General features: G+C 39.0%; 24 protein-coding genes. 11 read left to right on the top strand and 13 right to left on the bottom strand.

Annotated elements, in window-relative coordinates:
* Window positions 1-59 precede the first annotated feature (59 nt).
* Window positions 60-3326 carry a TonB-dependent receptor gene (locus ABFX33_RS03770; RefSeq protein WP_346084364.1) on the bottom strand — a complete coding sequence of 1089 codons (3267 nt, stop codon included), beginning with the start codon at window positions 3324-3326 and terminating at the stop codon, window positions 60-62.
* Window positions 3327-3439: 113 nt separating this feature from the next.
* Window positions 3440-3802: a DUF1801 domain-containing protein gene (locus tag ABFX33_RS03765; protein WP_346084363.1), complete on the bottom strand. Its 363-nt coding sequence runs from the start codon at window positions 3800-3802 to the stop codon at window positions 3440-3442.
* 158 nt (window positions 3803-3960) lie between these two features.
* On the opposite strand from ABFX33_RS03765, the gene ABFX33_RS03760 reads away from it, so the two are divergent.
* From ABFX33_RS03760 to ABFX33_RS03750, 3 genes are all read left to right on the top strand, one after another.
* Entirely contained in the window at window positions 3961-4518 is a 558-nt protein-coding gene (locus ABFX33_RS03760; protein WP_257089539.1) for a Crp/Fnr family transcriptional regulator, read from the top strand.
* A 78-nt stretch (window positions 4519-4596) separates the two neighbouring features.
* Entirely contained in the window at window positions 4597-4914 is a 318-nt protein-coding gene (locus ABFX33_RS03755) for a DMT family transporter (RefSeq protein WP_120258247.1), read from the top strand.
* A 209-nt stretch (window positions 4915-5123) separates the two neighbouring features.
* Complete coding sequence (locus tag ABFX33_RS03750; RefSeq protein ID WP_120258246.1) at window positions 5124-5594, top strand: hypothetical protein; 471 nt, start codon at window positions 5124-5126, stop codon at window positions 5592-5594.
* A gap of 86 nt (window positions 5595-5680) precedes the next feature.
* On the opposite strand, the gene ABFX33_RS03745 is transcribed toward ABFX33_RS03750, so the two are convergent.
* The 4 genes from ABFX33_RS03745 to ABFX33_RS03730 form a co-directional block, all read right to left on the bottom strand.
* Window positions 5681-6061 (bottom strand): hypothetical protein, encoded by a 381-nt coding sequence (locus ABFX33_RS03745; RefSeq protein WP_346084362.1) that lies wholly within the window; start codon window positions 6059-6061, stop codon window positions 5681-5683.
* Window positions 6062-6192: 131 nt separating this feature from the next.
* Complete coding sequence (locus ABFX33_RS03740; protein WP_346084361.1) at window positions 6193-6744, bottom strand: hypothetical protein; 552 nt, start codon at window positions 6742-6744, stop codon at window positions 6193-6195.
* Between the two features lie 505 nt (window positions 6745-7249).
* The gene (locus ABFX33_RS03735) at window positions 7250-7981 is read right to left on the bottom strand and encodes a 3-keto-disaccharide hydrolase (RefSeq protein ID WP_120258242.1); all 732 of its coding nucleotides are present in this window, start codon (window positions 7979-7981) and stop codon (window positions 7250-7252) included.
* Between the two features lie 128 nt (window positions 7982-8109).
* Window positions 8110-8841 carry a class I SAM-dependent methyltransferase gene (locus ABFX33_RS03730; RefSeq protein WP_257089549.1) on the bottom strand — a complete coding sequence of 244 codons (732 nt, stop codon included), beginning with the start codon at window positions 8839-8841 and terminating at the stop codon, window positions 8110-8112.
* Between the two features lie 124 nt (window positions 8842-8965).
* On the opposite strand from ABFX33_RS03730, the gene ABFX33_RS03725 reads away from it, so the two are divergent.
* Window positions 8966-9445, top strand: a complete 480-nt coding sequence (locus ABFX33_RS03725; RefSeq protein ID WP_346084358.1) for a hypothetical protein — start codon at window positions 8966-8968, stop codon at window positions 9443-9445.
* An 886-nt stretch (window positions 9446-10331) separates the two neighbouring features.
* Window positions 10332-11420 (top strand): porin, encoded by a 1089-nt coding sequence (locus tag ABFX33_RS03720; RefSeq protein WP_346084357.1) that lies wholly within the window; start codon window positions 10332-10334, stop codon window positions 11418-11420.
* A 211-nt stretch (window positions 11421-11631) separates the two neighbouring features.
* On the opposite strand, the gene ABFX33_RS03715 is transcribed toward ABFX33_RS03720, so the two are convergent.
* From ABFX33_RS03715 to ABFX33_RS03705, 3 genes are all read right to left on the bottom strand, one after another.
* The gene (locus tag ABFX33_RS03715) at window positions 11632-12633 is read right to left on the bottom strand and encodes an aldo/keto reductase (RefSeq protein ID WP_346084355.1); all 1002 of its coding nucleotides are present in this window, start codon (window positions 12631-12633) and stop codon (window positions 11632-11634) included.
* An 82-nt stretch (window positions 12634-12715) separates the two neighbouring features.
* A complete protein-coding gene (locus ABFX33_RS03710; RefSeq protein ID WP_346084354.1) occupies window positions 12716-13624 on the bottom strand; it encodes a helix-turn-helix domain-containing protein in 909 nt (302 codons plus the stop codon).
* A gap of 485 nt (window positions 13625-14109) precedes the next feature.
* Window positions 14110-14937, bottom strand: a complete 828-nt coding sequence (locus tag ABFX33_RS03705) for an NAD(P)H-binding protein (protein ID WP_346084353.1) — start codon at window positions 14935-14937, stop codon at window positions 14110-14112.
* An 84-nt stretch (window positions 14938-15021) separates the two neighbouring features.
* Between ABFX33_RS03705 and ABFX33_RS03700 the strand changes: the two genes are divergently transcribed.
* Window positions 15022-15393: a winged helix-turn-helix transcriptional regulator gene (locus tag ABFX33_RS03700; protein ID WP_257089563.1), complete on the top strand. Its 372-nt coding sequence runs from the start codon at window positions 15022-15024 to the stop codon at window positions 15391-15393.
* Between the two features lie 38 nt (window positions 15394-15431).
* Window positions 15432-15788, top strand: a complete 357-nt coding sequence (arsC, locus tag ABFX33_RS03695; protein WP_257089565.1) for an arsenate reductase (glutaredoxin) — start codon at window positions 15432-15434, stop codon at window positions 15786-15788.
* A gap of 188 nt (window positions 15789-15976) precedes the next feature.
* Here arsC and ABFX33_RS03690 read toward each other — a convergent pair whose 3' ends face one another.
* Entirely contained in the window at window positions 15977-16573 is a 597-nt protein-coding gene (locus ABFX33_RS03690) for a DinB family protein (protein ID WP_346084351.1), read from the bottom strand.
* 54 nt (window positions 16574-16627) lie between these two features.
* Window positions 16628-17152: a Crp/Fnr family transcriptional regulator gene (locus ABFX33_RS03685; RefSeq protein WP_346084350.1), complete on the bottom strand. Its 525-nt coding sequence runs from the start codon at window positions 17150-17152 to the stop codon at window positions 16628-16630.
* Window positions 17153-17433: 281 nt separating this feature from the next.
* On the opposite strand from ABFX33_RS03685, the gene ABFX33_RS03680 reads away from it, so the two are divergent.
* Window positions 17434-18645, top strand: coding sequence for a DUF1266 domain-containing protein (locus ABFX33_RS03680; RefSeq protein WP_346084349.1), 1212 nt, complete (start codon window positions 17434-17436; stop codon window positions 18643-18645).
* A gap of 109 nt (window positions 18646-18754) precedes the next feature.
* Here the strand turns inward: ABFX33_RS03680 and ABFX33_RS03675 are convergent, their stop codons facing one another.
* Together ABFX33_RS03675 and ABFX33_RS03670 are read right to left on the bottom strand one after the other, a co-directional pair.
* The gene (locus tag ABFX33_RS03675) at window positions 18755-19396 is read right to left on the bottom strand and encodes a DUF4272 domain-containing protein (RefSeq protein WP_257089577.1); all 642 of its coding nucleotides are present in this window, start codon (window positions 19394-19396) and stop codon (window positions 18755-18757) included.
* Between the two features lie 66 nt (window positions 19397-19462).
* Window positions 19463-20149 carry a hypothetical protein gene (locus ABFX33_RS03670; protein WP_346084348.1) on the bottom strand — a complete coding sequence of 229 codons (687 nt, stop codon included), beginning with the start codon at window positions 20147-20149 and terminating at the stop codon, window positions 19463-19465.
* A gap of 206 nt (window positions 20150-20355) precedes the next feature.
* Between ABFX33_RS03670 and ABFX33_RS03665 the strand changes: the two genes are divergently transcribed.
* The 3 genes from ABFX33_RS03665 (at window position 20356) to ABFX33_RS03655 (ending at window position 21958) form a co-directional block, all read left to right on the top strand.
* Window positions 20356-20847: a hypothetical protein gene (locus ABFX33_RS03665; RefSeq protein ID WP_257089581.1), complete on the top strand. Its 492-nt coding sequence runs from the start codon at window positions 20356-20358 to the stop codon at window positions 20845-20847.
* 185 nt (window positions 20848-21032) lie between these two features.
* Window positions 21033-21404, top strand: a complete 372-nt coding sequence (locus tag ABFX33_RS03660) for a hypothetical protein (RefSeq protein WP_346084347.1) — start codon at window positions 21033-21035, stop codon at window positions 21402-21404.
* A 191-nt stretch (window positions 21405-21595) separates the two neighbouring features.
* Window positions 21596-21958 (top strand): DUF7674 family protein, encoded by a 363-nt coding sequence (locus ABFX33_RS03655; protein ID WP_346084346.1) that lies wholly within the window; start codon window positions 21596-21598, stop codon window positions 21956-21958.
* Window position 21959: the final 1 nt, after the last annotated feature.

The following is a 21959-nucleotide window of genomic DNA, read 5'->3' as shown; positions in this document are numbered from 1 at the left end:
ATATTAAACTAAAAACCCATCCTTAAACAAGGATGGGTCAAATTTACATTATTTTTTACTTATTGATTGAAGCGATAACGGACGCCAAGTTGAATTCTCCAACGCGATGTTTCGTCAACACTATTTGAGAAAGTACTGGTCAATGGAATCTGATTCGTCGCATCTAAATAAGGGAAAGAAAAAGTTGGTTGGCCTTCCGCATTGAGTCCTTTATAATTTAGGATACCATTCGCCTTATTGGCAAATTGTGCCACACCCCAACTTTTATTGATCATATTTCCAAAATTGAATACGTCGAATGTAAGTTGTAATTGATGTTTTTTTCCACCCGCATTTAAGAATACATCCTGAGCAACACGGATATCAAGCGTACCGATCATTTTTCCGACCAAGGCGTTGCGTTTCGCGTATTGACCCCGGTGTGCATTCAGGTAGCTATCCTGATTGATATAGCCATTCAATTGTGACCACAGTTGATCTGGCGTACGCATATCTTTGTCATTATCACCTACCAATGCAATTTCCGCCTTATTGTTTGGAATATAAATCAAATCGTTACCAGACAGACCATCATTATTTAGGTCGCCTCCATAAGTATAAGAATAGCGTGGGCCATCCTGCAATTGATAAAATAAGGAGAATGTCGTTCCCAAATGATCAAAATACTCTTTCCGGTAAGAGAAGTTGGCAATAAATCTGTTTTTTACCAGGTAAGTTGAATAGGAGAGGTCCGCATTATTCGGGTTTCCGGATACATATCGATCCCGCCACATCGATTGTGCGATAGAACCGCCGTCGTTAACGGATCTTGAATCTGTATAGGTATAACCGATATTAGCAAAAAATCCACCTTTAAATTCTTTGGATAATGTTCCTGTCAGCGTATAGCTATATCCTTTTGAAGTATTGGACATGACGATCGCATCCGAAATATTTGGATTTTCAGGAGTAGGTTTCGCAGCACCATATATACGCGGTGTCGTATAACGCATACGGTTATCGGCACCGGTTAAAGCTGTACCATCTGTCGTATTTAGATTGACATTTCGGAAATAAACAGAATTGATATCCTTGGAATACATTGCCTCAAATGTACCAATGACTCCACCCGGCAATTTTTGGTCTACGGCAAGATTTGTACGCCATAGCTGCATAAATTTGAAGTTATTGGCCGTAACAGCAAGGTTATAACTCGAATTGTTTGCCGCAGTCTGGTGGTTCACATTGCGATAGGCATCCACATCCGGCGTGAAAGGACGATTGGTTGGCTTGTCTATTGTTTCAGAGCCAAACATAACACCATTGTTGCCAGCTTGGTTGGAGATCCATACCAATGGCGGACGACCGGTAAAGATCCCTGACCCCCCACGTATTTGAGTTTGATTCGTTCCATTGACGTTCCAGTTAAATCCAATACGGGGCGACCATAGAATAGTTCCTTTAGGGTATTTTGAAACATCAATTTTTTCGCCCTGATCAAAGGTCAATTTGCTGACATTATCATTTTTTAGATTGCTAGGTGATGATAAGTGGGTGTAATCAGCCCGTAGCCCAGCGGTGAGTTTAAAATTATTGTTTACAGCAAAGGCATCCTGCACATACAGACCAACCATATTGGCAGAAACCTCAGCATAAGGGAAAGATCCATCAGCCAATACCGAATACTGTATCTGGTATTTGGTCGCATTTGAAACGTCTTTTTTAGCTGAATTATAAAAATCGTCAAGACTGGCAAAAGTATAAGCTCCATAGTAGTTTGGTGCAAAACCATTTTTTGTCCGATAATTTTCAAAGTTAGCTCCCAGTGTGATTTCATGCTTACCAGCGTATATATTGAAGTTGTTGGTGGCTTGAAAAACTTTCGTTTTTAGGCTGTTAAATGCAGTAAAAGGTTCATAGCCAAAAGCCGTCATGCTACTTCCATCCGGATTCATAATGTCTACCAAAGGGAATGGCTGTCCACCTTTAGATTCTCTGTAGTCGTCCATCACATTATAGCCTACGGTCAGGGAGTTGGAATATTTGCTACTGATACGCGTACGCAATTCCAGATTCACATTATCCATATTATTGTTGATACCGTAACCCGCTGAACTGAATGGTAGACTGATATTTGAGGGTTGTCTATTATTTTTTGGTGCGCCGCTATTTGACGGTAGGATATCCCGATAGGAGCGGAAATAAAAGTATTTGGCACTCAGCGTATTTTTGGAGTCGATGTTGTAATCTAATTTGATCGAAAACTTGTCACTGCGTGTATCCAAAGGATAATCCTGATAAGAACCTGGGTTGTATCCGATAGATTTGAGATAGATTGCTAGATCATCTAGTTTTTCGGCAGAGACGGTTGATACGTTCGGACCGGTGTTGCCTCCGCGTGAAGCGATAAAGTTTGTTCCGGGATCTACCCTTCGCTCAATTTCCCCACTGGCAAAAAAGAAAAGCTTATTTTTAATAATTGGGCCGCCGACTGTAAACCCATATCCTTTGAGGTTAAAATTATTGACAGGAGCTTTCAGACCTGCCGAATTATACTTATTGACCAGATCCTGATTTCTGAAATAGTAGTTTAATGAACCCTGTATCTCATTTGTACCACTTCGGGTGACAGCATTAATTGCAGCACCTGTGAAGCCATTCTGTCTCACATCGTAGGGAGCGATATTAACCGAGATCTCTTCAAAGGCATCCATGTTGATCGGTTGCGAGTTTGTCTGGCTTCCAATTGTCCCCTGTAGTCCAAAGGCATTGTTAAATAATGCGCCATCAATGGTGAAGTTGTTCGCGAGATTGCTTCTTCCTGCAAAGGAAGGATTGCCATATTGCATTGAAAATTGAGGTGTCAGCTTGACGAAATCTGTAAAACTCCGGTTGAGTGTTGGTAGATTCTGTATTGCTGTACGTGAGATATTCTGCGAAGCTCCAGTTCGACCTGAATTGAAGACCTTTCCCTGTCTTGTGCCCACGACAACGACTTCTTCCAAAAGCCGATCATTGGCGATCATTTGAATATCAAGTGTTGAACTTTGTCCCAATGCCAGTTTTTCTACTTGCTTGACATTTGGAGTATGACCTAAATAAGTTACAGTGATTTGATAATGACCACCGATACGCATATTCGGAAGGTTATAACGGCCATCGTTTCGTGATGAAGTCGTGTATTTTGTCCCAGATGGTAAATGGATAGCTTCAATTGTTGCACCATTGATAGGCGTGTTGCCCGCTCTGACTGTTCCGTTTAGGGCAGAGGTAGTTTCATTTTGCGCATAGGTAATCGATGTACCAATTGTGCTTAGCAAAATGCTGGTAATCAAATGTTTTCTCATTTGTTTAGTAGCTGTTTAAATGACTAGGTGATTTTTTAAACCGCGGTAAAGGTAGTGCTGTATTATTGATTTTAGGTTAAGTAAGTATTATTTAAATGTTTCGGAGGATGGTGCTAAAAGGCGATTTTTCCATCGCGATATAGGTTGATCGCTGCATTTAAAATAGTTCTGATGGTCTCCAGTGGAAGATCCTCATTTGGATTGACAGGAAAGACCTTCATCCGCGAACGTGTTCCGGTTTCGAGCTCAGGATAATCCAGATATTTTCCTTCTACCATCAGCAGATAAGGATATTTTGTTTTTTTGTCAGTCCACAGGTAACAAAATGCTTTGTTCTTATAGCAAAAACAAGGCATCCCATATTTTACCGTTTCCCTGATTTCTGTATCCTGCTGAAGAATAATATGCTTTAGTGCCAACAGACAGCTCTTATTGGGTTCTTCCTGACTTAAATAAAACTGGTTGAGTTCTTGCATATTTATCGATTTCTGTACTGCTTTTTTCCAAACGGATTAATTTTTATTGACAGGTTTTCCGTTTAAACAAAGATACATTACACCTGACTTTTTTATCATATCTTTCACCGTTTTTTTGAGAGTTTTGTATCTTCAGATCCATTAGTTTATAGTAAGCCATGAATCCATTAATCCAGCAGTTCAGAAGATATGGGCATCTCAATGAAGCCGCCGAAAAGGAGATCGAACAAAGGATCAACTATTTTTCGAAGCGTAAGGGAGAACATTTTCTAAAAGAGGGCCAGCATGTATCCAGTTATTTTGTATTAAGTAAGGGTCTGATTCGTGCCTATTTCTTTAAAAATGGACGGGAGCTCAACAGCTGGTTTGGTGAAGAAAATCAAATTTTTGGATCGATATTACCTGTATATACTGAAAAACCTTCCTTTGAGAATATTCAGTTTCTTGAAGATTCGGAGGTCTATGCAATTGCTGTGGATGATCTGAATGAACTCTATCGTAAATATCCGGAGTTAAACCTTATTGGGAGAAAAATTGCGGAGGAGGTATGTATTGTCTTGGAGGAACGTATTATCTCTTTGCACACCGAATCTGCTATAGAACGTTACCAGTCGCTGATCAAGTTGCAGCCAAATTTGTTAAATCGAGTCAATCTTGGTCACATTGCATCCTATTTGGGAATTACACAGGAGACTTTGAGTCGTATCAGACGTTAAGGAACGATTTTGATATAGATCAAAAAATGCAGTCAATCAAGTCACTACTTTTGTAGCGGATCATTTAAATAATTGAAAATGAATTGGATTGCATTAATTATCGCTGGTATTTTTGAAATTGGTTGGCCTTTAGGATTGAAGATGGCGCAACAACCAGATGGCAATAAATTTGGTTGGATTATATTGGCTGTTGTCTCGATGACTATCAGTGGAGCACTATTGTTTTATGCGCAAAAGGCTATCCCAATCGGTACAGCCTATGCGGTTTGGACTGGTTTAGGTGCTGTCGGTACATTGCTGGTCGGGATATTCTTCTTCGGCGATTCAGCAAACGTCTTTAGACTTTTGTCGGCGACCTTAATTGTGGCGGGTATTGTAGGCTTAAAAATATTTTAATAACAATCAGGGATTTTGATATCACTTTGCATATAAATAGGAGTGATATCAGAATCCTTTCTCTTTACTGGAAAAACTAACTCTTTATATTTCCCATATACTGCATGAATTTGAATAAATCCTATTTTTTTACCTAAAAAATCAACAATTTAGTTTAAAACCTGCTATAAAAGAGGATGTTGGGATGATTTTTGTTGCGTACATAAATTATGAGGCAAGAATTGGCAGATAAGATAGCATTGTATAGTAAACGGTACGGCTTGTTTATGCATCCCGACTATGTGAGCTTTGCCCGCGATACAACAAGGCTGTTAATTCGTAACGAATGCCTGCGAGTAGGGGATATAAAAATATATCAGGACTATGTTGCCTCCCATTATCCCGAAGATCTCCCTTGGGAAATGAAACAATACCAAGAAGCGTCCAAGGCTTTGATAAAAATGGATAAAGTAGCCGCTATAGCCTGGGTCACAACAAATCAAATTAATCTTTTCGAATCTGATATTTTTATTGATGATGAAGACGCGATTTTACGTCCGATCCAGTTTAAGAACGATGAGGTGTTGCGTTACAATTTTAATACATTGGAAGAACTGATTTATAATCATCAATTACCCGATGACTTATTCCGCAAAAACAGGGCGTACTTTTGGATAGATGCCCGCATCGATTTGCGATGATGGTGCTGAAGGGCAATAGAGCTGTCTATAATGATACTTTCCAAAAGCATTTTTAAGAAAATACTTTTGGAAAGCTGTAAAAAGTACTAATCTGCCTGTAAGACAAATACCTCATTATTATTTCCAAGAGATACGGTTGGAAATTTCTTGTTAAAGTCAATCCTCACATCTCCTTTGCCCACTGTACCGTCACCATTGGAATCCCATTCCAAAGCGACGTAATATTTTATGGGATCAGTTTCGTTAACTGCCGGTTTGATTAATTTGTAATGATTTTTTGGAAGATCCAATTTGATCTCAAACGGTAATTCACTTTGTTTAAAGCTTTTTTCAGCTATTATCGTTGCTGGTACATCAGCAATGTTTGCAGCCACAGCATAGAGGGTAATTTTACCAGAAGGATTTTTGATGGTAACGGGATTGGAATTCAGAAGTTTTACCGATACACTGTTTTTAGTTGAATCCATTTTTTCTTTATGTTGGATTGTTGAACAGCTGCTGCTTATAAGCGCAACAGATAGTAATGATATGATAGATTTGATCATAGTAATTTTTATTTAAATGTTTGAAAAACTATACTAATTTATAGTATGAAATATTATAATTTGAAAGATATACCAACATTGGCGATACCCAGATATCCGAAACCAAATTCACCATATACACCAATTTTATTACCATAACGAATACCGAATGGTGAAGCTTGGTAGGATAGTGCGCCAAAGTTGTCGGAGTTCTCTTTTTGACGGTTGTGGTATTGGGCATAACCAACAGCACCCTTACCGTATAAGTTCAATTTGCCCCTGTCCAGATACAGATATTTTGCGTTTACCAGTCCACCATAAGTGCTCCATTTGGAATCTCCAAGATCATCCTTGTAACGGACTGTATTTTTTCCATAAAAACCGTCGATTCCCACTGAAAATCGTTGTGTTAAATTGAGCGAGTATCCTGCGGAAATAGCACCGGTACCCTCGGTACTTTCCACTCTTCTGCCCACGATCCCCATTGTAATCCAATCTCCCAATAGTGTTCCAATTTCTTGGACAGGTACAAGCCCATAGCCAACTCTGATTTCAGATTTTCTTTGCGGGATTTCCTGTCCGTAGCCTTTTAATTGCGCGAGTGCAATAAGGCAAATCATGATCATTTTTTTCATTTAATATATGTAGAAGCCACGATTTTGGTGACTCTCTAATTCTTAACGTGGTTGGAATTTAATTCGCTACATTGATGTTTAACAAATATTTTATTTCTTTTGTTTTTGTTTTTTTGAATTTTAATTCTGATATATAGGTGTGTTACTGAATATTGCTGTAATCAGATGTCAATAAAGAAGATAAAATCTATAGGTATTACACTGCTGAACATAGTAAACAGGCTATTGTCTAACAGCTCACTCGTCAAATCGTATCACTGGGATTAATCCTGATTCTACCTGGAAAATCGATTGGTCAATTTCAATTTTTGTCTGTGCGACTACAGGAGAGGCAATTACAAAGAAAAGTAATAGGTTAAATAATGATTTGCTTGTGTTCATGTACTTAGCGGTCAGTTTTTATATATGAAGCGGATAATTCCGGAATTGTTTGAAAATTCAAAAGTCCTTCGTTCATACAAGAACGAAGGACTTTTGAGGCTATATGCAGGGGTGATTATAATTGTTTTATCTTTAGATTTCTAAAGGATACACCCCTTGACCAGTCTTGAAGAGCGAGCTTGCCACTAACATGTTGACCGAATTCCGGAAAATCTTTGAAAGTACTATGTTTTACCAGATCCTTCCATTTTTGCGAATTGAAATCCATTTCAGCTGTGACTTTACCATTCAGATAGAAGGTTATTTTACCGTCTTTTTGTACAATGCTTGATTGGTTCCAATCATCTTTAGCTTTGGTGCTGACAAAATTTTGTTGTGGTAAAAACGTGTAGAGACAGCCAGCACGTTTCAATGGTTTGTCAAAGTCAGGGTGCGAATCTGCGAGCAATTGATATTCAGGGCCAGAGTGATAAGTCGCATTGATATCCGGCTGTTCCTGTACATTGACAAAAACGCCACTGTTACCTTCCTTTTCCAGTTTCCATTCAAATTTGAACTCATAATTCTTATAGTCAGTGTTGGATACAAGATCATATTTTTGACTTTCGTTGTTTGGATCGCAATAGATCGTACCATTCCGCACCAACCAGGCAGTAGGTGCTTTTTTCTCATTGTTGTAGGTATGCCAATTGTTCAGGGTAGTGCCGTCAAATAGGAGTTGCCAACCTTCTTTTTGTTCTTCCTCAGTCAATGTATTTGGAGCGCTCGCCTCCTTATTACACGAATAAAATAGACAGCTGATACAGGCAGCCACTGCAATTTTTTTGAATAGGTTTAAGTTTATCATTGTTTAAAGTTTGTTGTACATGAATGTTTTTAGGAACCTGATACACTAAAATAAATTTTAATGTTTGCTTTCCATTATAAATACAGGCTCTTATGCAAATTTGTTACAGAGGAAGCCGATGTAGCGAACTACTTTTCAGCGGAAATAATCAACATCATCGGCCTTCTCAATTCATCACCCATTGCCGGAAAATTTTCGAGCATTTCTGTACTAGGTTCAGGTTCAACACAAGCGTTTATTTTAAATCCACTTTGTAGAATGCTACTGAGATAAGAAGTAATTGTTCTATGGTACTTTAGAACCGTATTTCCTAAAAATGTTGTCTCTCTGGCCCCTATGAGAAAATAGTTGTCTACAGGCCAATAGAGTTTGTCTCCATCTTTGTCGTAGATCCAATCTTGGTTGCCTTGCGCGGTAAAAACAGGATGCTCTATCGAGAATAAAAATTGCCCTCCAGGTTGGAGCCAATTGTAAATATTCCGACAGAGTGCATCAAAGTCTTTTATGTAATGAAATGCCAAAGAACTGATCACCAGATTAAATTGTCCGGATCTGAAAGTAAGCTCTTCAATTGCATTTCGTTGATATTCGATTCCTTCCAGTTTATTGATCTCGTTGGCCTTCTCCAGCATTTTTTCGGATAGATCTACGCCAATAACAGATTTTGCGCCATTTTCAATCACATATCGACAATGCCAACCATATCCACAGCCTAAATCGAGCACAGCATTGTCCCTCAGGTTGGGTAAGAGCTTTTGAAATTCATGCCATTCGCCAGCTCCCAATAAGCCTTTCTGTGACCGATACATTTTGCTATATTCTTCGAAAAATTGTGGATCGTCGTATTTATTTTCTTGCATCTAATTGTTGCGCGTTAAGTTTGCTCCCTATTCTTGATTGCCTAATTTACAGATTATTCATGTTTTTTGTTTTTATTACGCTTATTTTTTGCGTAGTAATACGATTTGTTATTAAATTAATGGCATGGTTGATAAAAGTTTTATGACAAGTTTTGGTGTACTGGAACGCAGCGAAGGTCCAGAGGAAACATCCGTGTGGTCTACCCGGATTGTTGTGGACAACCGTTTTTTTGATGGAGAAATTCCGCTTTATATACTAACCAAAGCAGAAAAACCAAGTGATAACATGCTAAGGCTTGCCGAAGCTATTCTTGGTCATATGGAGCGTTATCTCGAAACTGGAATATCCTTTTTGAAGAGAACATTGACCGAACAAGCTATTGATTTCAAAATAAGCGGTAGGGAAAGGGAGTATCTAGTGAGGGAGATCGAAGAGTTCCCAGTGGATCTCCCCGAAGTTATTCTTTACGATGACGAGGAGGAATGGGTGCTGCGTTTTGCTGAAGGTTTATTTAGCATTTGTGATCCTTATGGTATCAATATAAATTTTTCTTCTGATAAGCCAATCTCGGTAGACAACTTAGAAGATAGTGAGGAAATCTAATTTTCCTTAGCGACGGACCAATGCTCACCTGAGAAAAACACCGTGTTGGTCATCAATCAATCAATCAATCAATCAATCAATCAATCAATCAATCAATCAGCCGTTGACAGGGACTGTATCCCTCATTTTGGATAGTTCCTCTCACAAATCAATTCTCATTTTGATAAAATAACCCTGTCATTCTGATAGGATCTAGCAATTTTGATTTTAGTCTTTTCTTTTTAAATCTATTGTCTTTTAGTGTTTTACGTTGTTCGTGAGAACTGTGGAATATTGTTTGGCATATAGGGGCAACGTATATAAAAATGAAGATGATTAGAAAAATAAAAGAATCGGCACAGAGCCCGCCCACATTGAAGCTGATATACCGACCGCGGATGATATGACATCTCCAAGAATGAAAATAATAGTTCAAGAATCTTTAATAATCCACAGCAAAGTGAAAACACGAGTACTGATAATAACTGGAATACTTTGCTTTTAGTTATGCTTTAAAATCTGATGGATTCCTTTGAGAGAAACTAAGAAAATACAAAGTAGAATAACACTTAAGTTAACGTTAGCCATGAAAGATTTAAAAGAAAATCAGGAGCAGCAGTCGCCCCGAAAATTGTCTATGGATCGCATAGCGAAGGTTGTGATGATCATCTTGATCCTTACCATGATCTATTAGCTGTATCTCGGTTAAATTTTGAAAATACAATCGCGATATCAGCCTTTGGCGATAGAATATAGCCGGAATAGCCATTATGTCGAGTATACAATGGACTGCAGTCCTTAGCCGGAGTAAAACGAATCTAGGTGATAGCAGAATAACAATGATGGGAAAATAAATGCCAAAACGTAGCTATACGAATAGAATAAATGACAATCAAAAATTAAATAAATGAAGAAATTAACCCTGTTGACCTCCCTCGTACTTGGGTCAACAACATCACTATTTGCACAGGAAGACACAACAAAAAATAACCCGCTTTCATTCAACGGATATGTGGAAGCTTATTATATGCGGGATTTCAATAATCCTCTTGGAAATACACGTCCGGGTTTTGTTTACAGCCATAACAGGAACAATGAAGTGAATATTAATCTGGCCTTGCTAAAAGCTACCTATAATACGGAGAACACGCGGGCCAATGTAACCTTGGCAACAGGTACCTACATGAATGCCAACTATGCGGCGGAGCCTGGAGTATTGAAGAATATCTACGAAGCCAATGCCGGTGTACGCATCTCAAGGAAGCATAATTTATGGATTGATGCCGGTATTTTCTCTTCCCATCTGGGTTTTGAAAGTGCCATTGGAAAGGACAATTGGACAGTGACAAGAAGCCTTTTTGCCGATAATTCGCCCTATTTTGAAACCGGCGCAAAAATATCTTACACCTCTGCATCTGGAAAATTATTTCTTAGCGGACTTGTATTAAACGGTTGGCAACGTATACAGCGTGTCGATGGCAATAGTTTGCCTGCCTTCGGACATCAGCTTGTATATAAGCCGACCGATAATTTAACCATCAATAGTGGATCTTTTATCGGCAGTGATAAAGCGGATAGTGTCAGACAGATGCGTTATTTTCATAACTTATATGCTATTTATCAGCTAAATAAACAGGTCGGATTCACGGTGGGTTTTGACATCGGTGCGGAGCAAAAGGAAAAAGGGAGCAGCAAATACAATGTCTGGTATACCCCGGTATTAATTGCACGTTATACAGGAGCCGATAAATTCAGCCTTACTGCTCGAGGTGAATACTATCAGGATAAAAAGGGTGTCATTATCTCTACCGAGGCAAAAAATTGGTTCCAAACATTTGGCTACTCGCTCAATGCGGATTATGCAATTCTCCCCAATGTACTTTGGCGGACAGAAATACGTAATCTGAACAATAAAGAAGCAATCTTCCTAAATCGGAATAATAGTTTGGTAAAAAATAGCACAACGGCTGTTATGGCACTAACTGTTAGTTTCTAAATAAAAACAAACCTTGCTGTTGGATCAATAGACAACAGCAAGGTTTTGGAAATGAAGCGCAAAAAATGCTGCACCCCATTTTCAGTTGTATAGTTATGTCTCAGCTGCAAGAGCGGATAGAGGTATAAGTCTCAATAAAACAAATACGGAGTCGGACAGATCATTTAGTGTAAAATGCATGTTATACCCCGTATCGGTTAAAGTTGATCTATTAATTGTTGACCAATGCCATTGCGCCATCACTATAACGAGCACCCACATTCGGGTATTTCCGAAGTATTTCTTCGATAGCGTTTAGATCCGAATCCGACAATTGTACTTCGATGGCACCTACGTTTTCTTCTAGATACTTTCTTTTTTTCGTGCCTGGAATTGGAATGATGTCATTCCCCTGAGCGAGCACCCAAGCCAGCGCCAATTGTATTGGCGAACATTGTTTATCTTGAGCTAAAAGCGCAAATTCAGCAATCAAACGAGCGTTATTTTCCGCATGTTCTCCTTGATTGCGGGGAAGTGTCCTTCTGAAATCGTCTGCTGCCAGACTATCTAAATTTAAGGCATTGGAAAATAAACCTCTGGCAAGTGGTGAATAGGGGATTAAACTGATACCCAAATTACGTACAGTCTGTAGTATTTCTTTTTCTACATCACGTGTTAGCAGAGAATATTCACTTTGCAGTGCCGCAATGGGATGAACCGCATTGGCTTTGATGATCGAAGCCGGCGATGCCTCACTCAGTCCAAGATATCTTACTTTTCCTTCTTTGACCAGTTCCGCCATAGCGCCTACAGTATCTTCGATCGGGATATTCGGATCCACTCGATGTGCATAATACAGATCTATGGTATCGATGCGAAGTCTTCTGAGACTATTTTCTACAGCAATTTTTATCCAGGCAGGTGATCCGTCAAAATAGGTGTTTGCGGTGCCGCTTGGTCCTGCCTGTCCATCCTTGAAACGAAAGCCAAATTTGGTTGCAATAAATACCTTGTCACGATTGGGAACCAGAACTTTTGAGATCAATTCTTCGTTGGCGCCATTGCCGTACATGTCCGCTGTATCCCAGAAGTTTACGCCAAGGTCCAATGCCCTTTCAAGTGTAGCAATACTCTCTTTTTCGTCTGTAGGTCCATAGGCAAAACTCATTCCCATACAACCTAATCCAATAGCAGATAACTGTTCGTTTGTTGTTCCGAGATTTCTATATTTCATAACTGTTATATTTTGTTCAATACAAAAGTAGCGAAGGTATACGGTGTCTTACTTAAGACAATCAAACAGATAATTATATTATTCAAACAGTCGTCATCCGTAATTGGTTTGGTGACATTCCAGTATGTTTTTTGAAAAAGTTCGTAAAATAAGAAGGGTATTCAAAACCTAATTTATAAGCGATATCGGCGATATTCCAATTGGTATGCAGTAGCAATGCCCGCGCTTCCTGCGCAATGCGGCTGGCGATATGTGCACTTGTGGTTTTACCTGTTGTTTCTTTTACAGAACGGTTCAGGTGATTGATATGCACCGAAAGGGCATGGGCATAATCCCCTGGGCTTTTCAGCTGCAAACCAGTATCCAATGTGTTTACTGGGAATTGACGTTCCAGGAGTTCCAAAAATAGACTCGATACACGGGTAGATGCGTTGGTATATGCACCAAACTCCTGAGCAGGACTTGACTTCATTGTCTCATGGATCAATAGATGCAGGTAGCTGCGCAAGACATCGTCTTTATGTGCATAATCTGAATTCATCTCAGACAACATTTTTTTGAAAATTGTTGAGATTTCATCCAGTTGTTCTGTGTTTGGAAAATAAATTGGGTTGCTCCCAATTTTAAAAAGGGGAGAATCCTTTAAACTCTCTATGCGTTCACTATGTTGAATAAATTCTTCCGTAAAGACACAATACCATCCAGATTGTGCCGTAGACTCCGGTTCCCAGGCGTAAGGTACGACCGGATTGGCAAATAACATCGCCGGTCGATCGATCTGTATCCATTTATCAGCATAATATAATTTGCCCCGACCTATAATCAATGAAGTTTTATAGAAATCACGACGGTTATAAGGGGAGATTACTGTACAGGATTCTCGGCTAAACACATTGAAGTGACCAATGCCCGTATTATTAAGCGGTAAGTCTAGGTTCGCAAAGCCCGGTTGTCTTTTGTAGAAATCTGTTACACTTTCAGCTGAGTTCATACTACTAAATTATAAAATTCGTTTTACAAACCACGGTCATTTACAGTTCAATTTTATCGGCGGAATTGCTGATAACTTCCGTGTCTCTCAAATAAATAAGAGACTAGTCCGCCCGTATAAACAATTCGCAGCATAGTAGAGAAGGGGTAAAATTGTGCCAAAATTTAGGAAGTGCAAAAAACTTTTTGGCACAATTTTACCCCTGTGATTTATTGAATTACAAGCTGTTTTTCTGTGAAAAGTGGATTTATTGCTTTTAATCGCATGATTTGTAGCATTGGTTTATCGCGGGTGAATTTAGGAGGAAACCAAGATCCCTTAAAGGAAAAGTAAATTCCCCTGGGAGAATGCTGTGTCTCCTTCGGAGGAAACCAAAATCCCCTAAGGGAAAAGTAAATTCCCCTGGACGAATCCTGCGTCCCCCGAAGGAAAAAATGAAAATAAGAACGATTTTCTAGCCGTCCTTAATAGCTGCTTTAATCCTTTTAAAAAGCTTCATCGACAAAAGAGGCAAAAGATTTAGGTGATCTTTTAAGCACACGGTCAATGCCATCGCCTAAGGATTGATTTCTTCCATCGAGAATCTCCGAAAATGCAAATACAAGATGCTGAGCAACAGCCGGGGGTAGACCATGTTGCAGTAACAGTTCCAAATAACTTTGTTTATCCAATTCACGGTAGGTAATAGGGCTGCCGATTTTTTTTGAAATGATTGCTACGGCATCTCGAAAAGTGTAGAGTATATCACCGGTCACTTCATAAACTTGATTATCGTGGATAGGCTCTAATAAGGATGCGACAACGACGTCCGCAAGGTCGTCAAGATCAACAAATGGCTCGCCGGCCTGTCCTGCCATAAAAACAACTTCTCCTGTTTTTATACCATGAGCAAAATGTCCCTCGGTAAAATTCTGATTGAACCAGGCCGAACGAACAATAGTCCAGCGAAGACCAGAATGTTGGATCACATTCTCGCAAGCAATCACAGAATCTTGGCCTCGGCCTGATAGCAATACAATCTTTTTAATATTAGCTTTGTATGCATGTTCAGAAAGCACGCGGATTTGTTGTAACGCTTCAGGCATAGATGTATCCGGATGCACAATAAATAGTGCATCCACGCCTTTTAATACTTCAGCCCAATTACGATCATTCTCCCAAATAAAATACCGCGAATGCTTGGACGCTTTTTCCAATTCCCTGGTTGTAACAAGAACTTCAACTCCTTTGGCTCGTAATTTTTCTACTACCCGACGGCCACTCTTTCCGTTACCACCCAATACAAGTACAGTTTCAATTTTATTGTTTGCCATTTATCTTTTTTTTATATTATTGTAAAGCTAGAGAATCATTCAGTAGATCAACACATCTACTATCACGGAGTATAGTGTACCAGTATGACTAAGAAAGTAGATAACGATCATTATTGCCCCTTTCATTCTCCAGGCACTTTCCTGAAGATTCAGGATGCTTTGGAATGTTTACAGGGAAAATGGAAACTGCAGATCATCGCCGCCTTGTTAACAGGGCCGAAGCGTTTTAGAGATCTTGCGAATTATATCGCTCCGATTACAGACCGGATGTTATCCAAAGAACTTAAGGTTCTGGAAGGACATTTACTTGTCAGCCGGCATAAAAAATCAACCTATTCGATTGAAATGGAATATGCAATCACGAAACATGGTATGAGCCTAAAACCTTTGATTGAGAACCTTATTGACTGGGGAGATTTGCACCGAAAAGAAGTAATAGATAAACTACGCAAATAACATCTTTTTTCTGAGAAGAAACCCAACAACAAGCTACTATGATTAAAATATACCATAATAAACAATGCAGCAAGAGTTGCGCAGCGTTGGATTTTTTGCAAGAGCATACTGTAGATCTGCAGGTGCAAGAGTATCTTGAAGAAGTCCCCAGTAAAGCTGAGCTCATTGAAATATTGTCGCAACTCGGACTTAAACCACTAGCGCTTATTCGAAAGAATGAAGCTCTATTCCTCGAAAAATTTCAACATCTTCAATTGACAGATGAGGAGTGGGTTGAGGTGATGCTGCAAAATCCCATATTGATCGAACGGCCTATCGTTATAAAAGATGGTAAAGCGGTTATCGGCCGTCCATTGGAAAGAGTAATCGAGCTCTTTACACCACGATCATCCTAATGGCGCGATAATTGCGCTATTTTTTCCATGAAACAGATACTAAATATATTTGCAGCGGTGCTGGATATTTTCAAATTATTTACATAGTTTAAGTATCCTTAGCCATCTTGTCTAGAAGGACCGAAATATGCTCCTTGATGTCTTTCGTGGCATGCATTTCTATTTCTTAATAAAATAAGTTGGTGCTATTATTGGTGATTGGCAGCTGGTAAAACCGGACTGGTCTGATCAATAATGGAGCAGCTTGAAAGGATATTTTTTATCTGTACGATATGCCTGATATTATGGTTAACCAGAAAACGAAAAGTATCTCCGAGACGGATTTTTATCCATTTATTGATGGAAATATTTGTTCGGATTTTGCCGAGATCTTTTGATTTTGCCTGCTCAAGTAATTGAAGGAAGTTCTCCTGTTGTTCCAAAAAGACAGCAAGCACATTTCTGTCCAGTTGCTTATATATAGGATCCATCTCCTGGAATGTCTTCATTTTGTTGGGCCGATCTTTTGGAAGTATACTTTTTGCGAAATAGTTTCCTAAAAGGCCACTGTTGAAATAGCTTGCTGCATTCGATTGACTAGCTGCCATTCTTCTTGAAATTTCGGGCAGATAGAAGTTTCCATAAAGATTGAGATGTGCGATACACTCTAAGGTATTCCATGAGCCTTTATGGGGCCGTTTATTGAGATCATCTAACGACAGCGTTTTCAACGATTCAACAAAAGTCATATGTTCCCTTGTCTGTGTACTGAGCTGTTCAAGTAATGCTAAAGATTTATATTTCATTTTCGTTTTTTTGATAAAATACACGAAAAAAAAGGGCAAAAAAATTGATTGAACTCAAGATTTACTGATCCGTGAAAAAGTTTCAGGTGTCATCCTCAAATAGTTGGCAATATGTTTATTGGGAATAATTTGGAATAAGAGAGGGTTTCTCTTAAAAACACGCTCATATCGGATTTTAGGGGAGTCCTGCAGCAGATCCTGTTCTCTGTCAAGCTGTTGCTTCACCAATCCCTCTAATATGTTGATGTAAAGCGAAGTGTTCTCAGGACTTTCATAGACGAAATGCATAAAATCTTCTTTTTCCGCGACCAATACTTCAGTTTTCTTAATGGCTTGAATAACGAAATCTGAATGGCAACCATCAAAGAAGGAGTCCATGGCCACGATAAGATCTCCAGTATAACCTAGCCGGATAATCTGTTCGGCATGTTGTTGGAAGATGGAAATTTTAAGGCTGCCTTTTTTTATAAAGTATATTTTTGAGTCTACAGTTCCGCTGCTTTTAATCAGTTCATTCCGCTTGAATGTAAGCGTTTTCTTAAAAACGGTAGGTGTAATTAGATCTTTGAATACAGTCATGTCTGATGTTGCTTTAATGAATGGAGCGCTCGTAATGATGAAAATTACTCCTGTTATCTTCCTTCAAATATGGAGTCTTCGGCCACAAATATGGTCGGGCTCCAGACTAATATGGATTTCTGAATAAAAAGTAAATATTTATTTTCAGATTTACAGCAGTAAATTGAAATCTCAAGTCCATAAAGGTGGTCATGAGTCGTTAAACTCACTGCATGAAGCCTTTTTGTGGTTGCGATAAAATGTAAATAAGAATCATTAGCTAAAAATAATATTTTAAAATTATGTTTAAATTTTTCAAAGAATTATTGAGTGCAGCAAAGGAGGGCGTAAGGGAAGCGAAAGAGGAACTCGCAGAGGAAGCGGAATTGGATAAAGCAAAAGAACAGCAAATTAACAGTAAGGATACGCTGAACAATATTCCTTATGAAGAGCAATTCGGTACAGCGTTGGGCGCGGCATTCCGCGTTATCGTCTTTGGCGATTGGTTTACCGTATTCGGCAGTGCTGGTGATGATGGAACTTATCCGGTTCATCTATATCAGTTCGGGACTTATCCCAAACAAGCGGAGTACCGCGATGAACTGGTGAAACTATTGAAAAGAGACTTCGCTATTGCAGATACGGAAAGCTGCCTGCAAATATTAGCAGCATATTTTAACTTGCTCGGAATTAGGACAGGGGGAACCGCTCTGGAAGGTCGGGAAGATCAGATCGACAGTGGAAGCTGGGATATCAGCAAATCCGGTGTGGATGCGCTTGCCATTACTGTCAGTAGTCATATCACGACCGCCGCAGCTGATGTAGGGTATCTGCCAAAATCAGCCGCTTTGGACATTTTGAAAAAGCTTTCTTCCTACGCAAGATTGCACTTTAAAGATTGGCATACTTTCTCCGAAAAATTTTTGGAGGGAGAACATCATGTTGGGCTAAACAATAAAATCGGGAAATCTTATTTAAAAAGATATGTTGGCTATTTAAGGGAAAAGATAGGCAGTCCTTGGAATAATATTGATTGGAATACCCAACCAGTCCAAGACCGTGTGCTGTCAGCTATTGCCTGGACATTTCAGGCCAAGTCGTATCATAGCTCCCAGGAGTTTGATGCCGATGTTGCGGAGTATCAGCGTGATATTTTAGGCGATCGGGCGAAATGGGATGCCAATGAAATTGTGGTCGATGCGCCCGAAATAGAGCTTTGTTATATGTGTTGGATCAAGGGAATGGAAGATTTGAATCCCAATGAGGTACTAATGGATGATGAAGAAGAGGCTTTTGATGAGGATAATGGAGATGATGGATATTTTCAAGTAGAAATATGCGCCCGAATCCAAGCTTCCAATGGGAAGAATTTTACCGCACTGGACCTATTGTATCAAATGGAGAAACAATTGATAGGCAAGGAATTGGGGGATCACATATTCTTTGAGGGGCTTGATCGTGTCGAGAATCACTCCGGCGATACACCCTTGTATGATATCAGTTTTGGAAGTTAGTCTTTTTATCGCAAGAAACGGAAATACGTATCATACTGTTGTTTATTATAAAAATAGCGGCATACTATGCCGCTTATCAATCACTCAATGACAAGCATTGAGTGATTTTTTATGTTCCCATCTCGATATCATCCCAATCTGAATCTTTGTTGATAAGCCATTCCAATGCTTTTCGGCGCTCATAGACAAGTCCTTCATTGATCAATGCTTGTTTTCCCTTTAGCCTCTCATCGACACAGTACCAATGTAAACGATAATAAAAATCAAGCATGGCGTAAATTTCATTTCCGCTTTTTAACGACGACAGACGATCAATTTTTTCATTATTTTCATTGCGTTCGAGGTTTGGCAACAAGGAGGCCATATGGTCGCCACACCATGCAGTTTCATCCAGATTATCGACTAATTCAGTTACCCACATCAATGCCCAGAGACCCTCAAGGTACCATCTTAATGAATTAAGTTCACGGTCTGAAAGTGCATCGTTATTTTTTTGTAGAATTTCCTGTTCCCATTTCGATAAACGTTTGGTCAGGCCATGATGGTCGATCCAGTTCCTGATAATTTCCACCGGAGCTTCAAAGGATATATTGATCAGCGCATTCATGACAGACATTCTCCCTCTTACTGCATCAATGCTTCTGGTATTCGGATCCTCTAAAACTGGTAACCAAGCTGTAAAGCGGTAATTTTTGGCCTCAATTTGTTTGATATTCGCCTCTTTTATGGCATTCTTTTCTTCTATAGTCATACTTTTTAACAATGATTTTCATTTAAATAGCCGGATTTCTCCGCTGAAAATTTATACACAGCTGCCTTAATCTTCGTCTTCGTCTTCATCTTCAAATGAAATGTAAGACCAATCAACATCAAGTACCTCGAGTATATTGTCAAAGAGTTGCGGATCCATTGTTCCGACAAATGCCCCTTGACATACGCCGTTGCCATCAAAAGAAAGGCTAATAACATCCGTATAATCTCGGGTAAATATTTTTTGGTTATCAACACTCAATTCCGGAATTAATTCCCAATTGCTTTCCACTGCAGCCACCATAGTGGAGGGAATCGTGTGAAGACAATTGGCATAATACCGTAAACCCCCAAAAGTGCCATTATAGATTGCCATCATCAACAAAAAGTCTGAAACATGTGTTTTTTCTAGCTCCCAGTCTGAATCGTATGTGGTATCGTAATTTGCATACACCGGCGGATTATCCAAAGATAGATCTGTCGTTTTGATTCCCCAGGTGACTACAGCCTGATTCTCTTCATAGATGGGTAGATAACCATCCAATAGCGCTACATCATCTTCGGGGCTAAGTAATCGATTATAGCAATAATTGATGTTATTATTTGCACCCAAAGTCTGATAATATGTCCGTAAAGTTTTAGGAAAAACGATATTTATTTTTTCTTCAAGTTTCTGGATCTCTAGTTCGCTATATCCGTCAATACCATCCTGTTCTAAAGCAAATAACTTCCTTATCTTATTTAAATAATCCATCGATCTTGATTTTACTGTACCTAAAATAGTTAATTCAGCAGTAAAATAAAACCTTCGGCCCATCTTATTTCGCTGTCGTTCATAAAAATCTGCATATTGGATTAAATTTGATAATTTTGTGCGGCTAATTAATTACTGCATTGCATATTTAGACGGTTTTTTTGATGTCTGGAGTGAAAGACAAGTTTCATTTAATAAAGAGAAGAATGTATTTATACCTTATATTTTTAATAGGCTTTGCGCTATTCATTGTACTATTTAGCCTAATTTTCAGGCAGTATACTGCTGGATTTAAACCTAAAAATAATCAGATCAGTTATGAAGCTTCAGCTGATTTGGTAGGAGAAAAGATCAGAAAGATTTCATCCCGTCCTTTCCTGTTTGGCTTGGAAGATAATCTTGTTAGTGATGAAGATTTCTACTTTGATGATATAAACTTTTATGCTATTGATAATAAACAGCAGAGAAAGGTAGTTTTCCCGCTAACGGATATCATCGAGCTGAGCAAGACTTCAATAACAATCACAAATCATAGGGTCTGGCAGGTCATTATCAATGGGGCTGACAATCAAAAAATAGTATTTAAGTTTACACACAACTATACCCTATGGAATAAAGATTTTGTTAAATTTTATAAGAAAATAGCGCAAATAAACCCAGCCGCAATAAAATCGAAATGGAGTCTTTGGACAATGTAATGGAGATCGATTTATCCCAATTTGAGAATAACCTTTTCATTTTGATATCATTTTTCTTATTAAAAACTTTGTAAAATAAATTTATAGAGCTGTATTTCAGTTTGTTATTTCTTGTTTTTTGTTGTGGAATGTTGTTTGGCTTATGCCAGTAACAATGAATAATAGGTATTCATAAAAACAATGCAATGGAAGCAAGAAAAAAAATGGATGAAGGACAGACGGTGGATTTTGTTGCCGCTGTAATCCCGGAGCTGAATCTTAGACTCAGGAAAACCGAACTTAAAAAGGACTACAAAAATATTGTCAATGTCATATCTCAGTTTGCTGAGGATGTCATTTATGCCAAAGATTGGCGCCGTTTTGAATGGGTCATGCAGGTCGTGGCTTATGTACTTGAGCGTGGAACTTTAGAACTCCAGATTGTAATAAACGGATTACTCCCAAAGACCTTCTCCAGATTTAAAAAAGCATGTAACAGGATTGAATGGAGTCACCTCGAGGCCCGTTTGCCCCTTTCGATACAACAGCTTATTCTTCCAGAAGGTAGGAATGACTAGGAGAAAAACAAAGCTGGCGAATACTATCCCTATGAAAATAACTAATGTAATCATACGGCGGGCTTGTATAACAGATTGTAAGCCAAAATCGATTGCGGGCCAAAGTTCGGATGACAGCCGGTGTTATTTAATATCGGATTTATAAAAAGCTATTTTATAACAAGAATGTTTAAACCGCTTAAAGTGAATATATGATGAATATAAAGCAAGCTCAGGAAATCATTGTTTCGGTGATACCATTGGCGCAAGCAGAAATGTCGCAGCCAGAAAATGCTGGCAATCCAATCACAACAATCCGCATCCTTACATCGTATATCAAAAAGATGATCGAGCAAGGACGCGAGGATGAGTTGGGTAAAGCACTGCACCTGATGGAATACATGCACGAAAAAGGGGAGCGGAGACTCCAAAATGCAGTGGAGAATATATTTGTTTTCTCATTGGACAGTATTTTGACAGCCTGCCCCGAATCGCTGCGTGGAATGGTGACTGGCAAGATTCCCATCGGAATTTATACCGCTTACATCAATCAAATGTATAGATCAGGCTATTAAA

It is taken from the genome of Sphingobacterium ginsenosidimutans, from assembly GCF_039536865.1.
In the GTDB taxonomy this organism is placed as follows: Bacteria; Bacteroidota; Bacteroidia; order Sphingobacteriales; family Sphingobacteriaceae; genus Sphingobacterium; species Sphingobacterium detergens.
The sequence above is the reverse complement of the archived record's forward strand: the minus strand, read 5'-3'. Positions and strand labels throughout refer to the sequence as shown.

What these genes read in the sequence shown, in the direction of transcription:
- ABFX33_RS03730 (WP_257089549.1), bottom strand. Translation starts at nt 8,841, where the DNA reads ATGCAAGAAAATAAATACGACGATCCACAATTTTTCGAAGAATATAGC.
- ABFX33_RS03740 (WP_346084361.1), bottom strand. Translation starts at nt 6,744, where the DNA reads ATGATCATGATTTGCCTTATTGCACTCGCGCAATTAAAAGGCTACGGA.
- ABFX33_RS03735 (WP_120258242.1), bottom strand. Translation starts at nt 7,981, where the DNA reads ATGATAAACTTAAACCTATTCAAAAAAATTGCAGTGGCTGCCTGTATC.
- ABFX33_RS03665 (WP_257089581.1), top strand. Translation starts at nt 20,356, where the DNA reads ATGTATTTATACCTTATATTTTTAATAGGCTTTGCGCTATTCATTGTA.
- ABFX33_RS03725 (WP_346084358.1), top strand. Translation starts at nt 8,966, where the DNA reads ATGGTTGATAAAAGTTTTATGACAAGTTTTGGTGTACTGGAACGCAGC.
- ABFX33_RS03710 (WP_346084354.1), bottom strand. Translation starts at nt 13,624, where the DNA reads ATGAACTCAGCTGAAAGTGTAACAGATTTCTACAAAAGACAACCGGGC.
- ABFX33_RS03690 (WP_346084351.1), bottom strand. Translation starts at nt 16,573, where the DNA reads ATGAAATATAAATCTTTAGCATTACTTGAACAGCTCAGTACACAGACA.
- ABFX33_RS03770 (WP_346084364.1), bottom strand. Translation starts at nt 3,326, where the DNA reads ATGAGAAAACATTTGATTACCAGCATTTTGCTAAGCACAATTGGTACA.
- ABFX33_RS03765 (WP_346084363.1), bottom strand. Translation starts at nt 3,802, where the DNA reads ATGCAAGAACTCAACCAGTTTTATTTAAGTCAGGAAGAACCCAATAAG.
- ABFX33_RS03660 (WP_346084347.1), top strand. Translation starts at nt 21,033, where the DNA reads ATGGAAGCAAGAAAAAAAATGGATGAAGGACAGACGGTGGATTTTGTT.
- ABFX33_RS03715 (WP_346084355.1), bottom strand. Translation starts at nt 12,633, where the DNA reads ATGAAATATAGAAATCTCGGAACAACAAACGAACAGTTATCTGCTATT.
- ABFX33_RS03685 (WP_346084350.1), bottom strand. Translation starts at nt 17,152, where the DNA reads ATGACTGTATTCAAAGATCTAATTACACCTACCGTTTTTAAGAAAACG.
- ABFX33_RS03755 (WP_120258247.1), top strand. Translation starts at nt 4,597, where the DNA reads ATGAATTGGATTGCATTAATTATCGCTGGTATTTTTGAAATTGGTTGG.
- ABFX33_RS03700 (WP_257089563.1), top strand. Translation starts at nt 15,022, where the DNA reads ATGACTAAGAAAGTAGATAACGATCATTATTGCCCCTTTCATTCTCCA.
- ABFX33_RS03705 (WP_346084353.1), bottom strand. Translation starts at nt 14,937, where the DNA reads ATGGCAAACAATAAAATTGAAACTGTACTTGTATTGGGTGGTAACGGA.
- ABFX33_RS03720 (WP_346084357.1), top strand. Translation starts at nt 10,332, where the DNA reads ATGAAGAAATTAACCCTGTTGACCTCCCTCGTACTTGGGTCAACAACA.
- ABFX33_RS03680 (WP_346084349.1), top strand. Translation starts at nt 17,434, where the DNA reads ATGTTTAAATTTTTCAAAGAATTATTGAGTGCAGCAAAGGAGGGCGTA.
- ABFX33_RS03760 (WP_257089539.1), top strand. Translation starts at nt 3,961, where the DNA reads ATGAATCCATTAATCCAGCAGTTCAGAAGATATGGGCATCTCAATGAA.
- arsC (WP_257089565.1), top strand. Translation starts at nt 15,432, where the DNA reads ATGATTAAAATATACCATAATAAACAATGCAGCAAGAGTTGCGCAGCG.
- ABFX33_RS03745 (WP_346084362.1), bottom strand. Translation starts at nt 6,061, where the DNA reads ATGGATTCAACTAAAAACAGTGTATCGGTAAAACTTCTGAATTCCAAT.
- ABFX33_RS03675 (WP_257089577.1), bottom strand. Translation starts at nt 19,396, where the DNA reads ATGACTATAGAAGAAAAGAATGCCATAAAAGAGGCGAATATCAAACAA.
- ABFX33_RS03655 (WP_346084346.1), top strand. Translation starts at nt 21,596, where the DNA reads ATGATGAATATAAAGCAAGCTCAGGAAATCATTGTTTCGGTGATACCA.
- ABFX33_RS03670 (WP_346084348.1), bottom strand. Translation starts at nt 20,149, where the DNA reads ATGGATTATTTAAATAAGATAAGGAAGTTATTTGCTTTAGAACAGGAT.
- ABFX33_RS03750 (WP_120258246.1), top strand. Translation starts at nt 5,124, where the DNA reads ATGAGGCAAGAATTGGCAGATAAGATAGCATTGTATAGTAAACGGTAC.